Origin of the sequence: Synechococcus sp. MU1655, from assembly GCF_023630655.1 — a bacterium.
GTDB lineage: Bacteria > Cyanobacteriota > Cyanobacteriia > PCC-6307 > Cyanobiaceae > Synechococcus_C.
This window is the reverse complement of record NZ_JAKUHK010000272.1, coordinates 1-2,511: the sequence shown is the minus strand read 5'-3', so window position 1 is coordinate 2,511 and position 2,511 is coordinate 1. Positions and strand designations below refer to the sequence as shown.

The window sequence follows — 2,511 nt, the reverse complement described above, 5'->3', positions numbered from 1 at the left end:
GCTGGTTGGCCCGTGGTGAGTGGTCTTGCCGAAGGAATTGATGCCACCTCTCATCATGGGTGTCTTGCAGCGGGTGGACTTCCAGTTGGTGTGTTGGGTACGCCGTTGGATCGTGTGTATCCGCCTGAGCATGAGGCCCTGCAGGCTCAAGTCGAATCTGCTGGCTTGTTGTTGAGCGAATGTCCTCGCGGAGCGCGGGTGCAGAGATCCAATTTTGCTTTACGCAATCGTCTTCTCGTCAGTGTGTCTTGTGCCCTAGTGGTGGTTGAGTGCCCTGAGACAAGCGGCTCACTGCTATCAGCCCAGATTGCTCACACTCTGGATTGTCCTGTTTGGGTGGTTCCAGGGGATGCGCTGCGTTGGTCTTGTCAGGGCAGCAACGGTTTGTTGCAGAAGGGGGCAACACCCTTGCTATCGCCTGAATCCTTGATTGAGGCCCTAGGTCCGGGACCGCTTGCGGCCGCGAGGACTGCGTCGATCACATTGGACCGATCCCCGTCTTCAGTTGATCGGAATCCCTTGCTTCTGCGTGGCGTTGATGAAGGGCTCACCCTTGAGCAGCTCTCTGCAGCACTCAGCTGCAATCCCAATCAATTGGCGCATGAGTTGTTGCAGCTCGAGCTCGCGGGTGTTGTCGAGCCCAAGCCTGGACTGCGTTGGCGGTCCGTTTAACCTTCTTCAATGGGCGTTATCCGCTGCAAGGGAACAGATCTACTGATGTGGAGGCGTGAGCTGATTCGTCAGGGTGGATGCCCTGTCGATTTGGATTGGCTGCTTTCGATGGCCGCAGATTGCTCGTGGAGTGATCTTCAAAAGCTACGAATTTGCCCAGATGTTGAGATCGAGCTGAGTTCCTCCTTGCAACAGCTCACCGATCTTTGGGTTCAACATCGCGATCAGCACATTCCTCTTCAGCACTTGGTTGGCATGTGTCCATGGCGAGATCTTGAGCTGGAGGTGTCGTCGGCTGCCTTGATTCCCCGCCAAGAAACTGAGCTGCTCATCGACTTCGCTTTGCAGTGTTTGCCGGAGGATGCGCGCGTTGGGGAAGGCGTCTGGGCCGACTTGGGAACAGGCTCGGGAGCTTTGGCCGCGGCTCTTGCCCGTGTTTTCCCTCGCTGGCAGGGCCATGCTGTGGACTCCAGTGACAGTGCGCTTGCTCTTGCTAAACGCAATCTGATTGCCCTAGCTGGAGAAAGTGGTTGGCAACTCCATCTCGGCAGCTGGTGGGAACCGCTCAAACCATGGTGGGGGCAGTTGGACCTGGTGCTCAGCAATCCGCCTTACATCCCAACGGCTGTGATGGATGAACTTGCGCCAGTTGTTAAAGACCATGAGCCTCATTTGGCTCTTTGTGGTGGTGAGGATGGACTCGACTGTTGCAGGCAGATCATCCGAGATGCAAGCAGAGCACTGGCTCCAGGCGGATGGATCCTCCTGGAGCATCACCATGACCAGAGTGCGATGGTGCTGAAGTTGCTCAGTGATGCAGGTCTTGAACGGCCAGAAGCCCGTGATGACCTTCAGGGCATCCCTCGCTTTGCTCTTGCGCAGCGGTCTTGCGAACCTGTCGTTTACGACCGACCAGCAGAGGGATGAATGATGACGATCAATCCCCTCCATCTGTTCGATCGCGATGGCATCGAAGCGCATTTGCGTGCTGGCGGCGCAGCCTTACTGCCAACAGACACCCTCCCGGCATTGGCTTCGATGCCAGAGCATGCGGCTCAAATTTGGAGATTGAAAAAACGGCCACAGGACAAGCCGTTGATCCTGATGGGTGCTGACGTTGATGCGTTGTTGTGTCATGTCTCCCCCGCTGCCCGAGCCGATGCCATTGCACTTGCGCAACTGCACTGGCCAGGGGCCCTCACCCTGGTCTTGCCAGCCTTTGGTCCCTGCGCAGAGACTCTCAACCCTGGATGCGCAACCCTTGGTTTGCGCATCCCAGCTTGTAAGCCCATGTTGGATCTTCTGCGTTGCAGCGGTCCGCTTGCCACGACCAGTGCCAATTTTTCGGGAGAGCCAGCCAGTCGAACCGAAACGGAGGCGGCTGACGCATTTCCAGACTTGCCGTTGCTGGCACCAATCCCTTGGCCAGCCCCTTCGTGTCAAGCGAGCTCGGTGATTGCTTGGCGAGGACCTCAAGACTGGCATTGCCTGCGCAGAGGCGCTGTGATGCCAGTAGGTGTGGTGAGCCTTCCCGAATGCTCTGGTTAATCGCTGCGTTGATTTTGCTCCAAACGGCCATGCACTGGCTGTATGAACCGGTGGTCCAACTGCTCACGCCATTGGTTGGTTTCAACCTGCTCCCATGGATGATTGTCTTCGTTGTGATCTGGATCTTTACAGGTCGTTCAATCCGATGACCCACCGTGCAGAAGAAGAGCTGATCGTGCCCTTACAGATCGTGTCTAAAGCCGGCTAACGGATTTGAACCGATGACCTTCGCTTTACAAAAGCGCTGCTCTACCACTGAGCTAAGCCGGCATTGTTGGGAGTTTAACGCTG

At 56.6% G+C, this 2,511-nt stretch carries 4 protein-coding genes and 1 tRNA gene; 4 read left to right on the top strand and 1 reads right to left on the bottom strand.

The window, feature by feature from the left end:
- The 4 genes from NCN04_RS10590 to NCN04_RS10575 form a co-directional block, all read left to right on the top strand.
- Positions 1 to 672, top strand: a 672-nt coding sequence (locus NCN04_RS10590) for a DNA-processing protein DprA (protein WP_250396078.1), incomplete at its 5' end; no start/stop codon positions are given.
- Between the two features lie 9 nt (positions 673 to 681).
- Entirely contained in the window at positions 682 to 1,599 is a 918-nt protein-coding gene (gene prmC / locus NCN04_RS10585; protein WP_250396077.1) for a peptide chain release factor N(5)-glutamine methyltransferase, read from the top strand.
- Between the two features lie 3 nt (positions 1,600 to 1,602).
- The gene (locus NCN04_RS10580) at positions 1,603 to 2,220 is read left to right on the top strand and encodes a Sua5/YciO/YrdC/YwlC family protein (RefSeq protein WP_250396076.1); all 618 of its coding nucleotides are present in this window, start codon (positions 1,603 to 1,605) and stop codon (positions 2,218 to 2,220) included.
- Complete coding sequence (locus NCN04_RS10575) at positions 2,208 to 2,369, top strand: hypothetical protein (RefSeq protein WP_250396075.1); 162 nt, start codon at positions 2,208 to 2,210, stop codon at positions 2,367 to 2,369. Before NCN04_RS10580 ends, NCN04_RS10575 begins: the two co-directional genes overlap by 13 nt.
- A 49-nt stretch (positions 2,370 to 2,418) precedes the next feature.
- Here the strand turns inward: NCN04_RS10575 and NCN04_RS10570 are convergent.
- Positions 2,419 to 2,490: transfer RNA gene (locus NCN04_RS10570), tRNA-Thr, on the bottom strand.
- Positions 2,491 to 2,511: the final 21 nt, after the last annotated feature.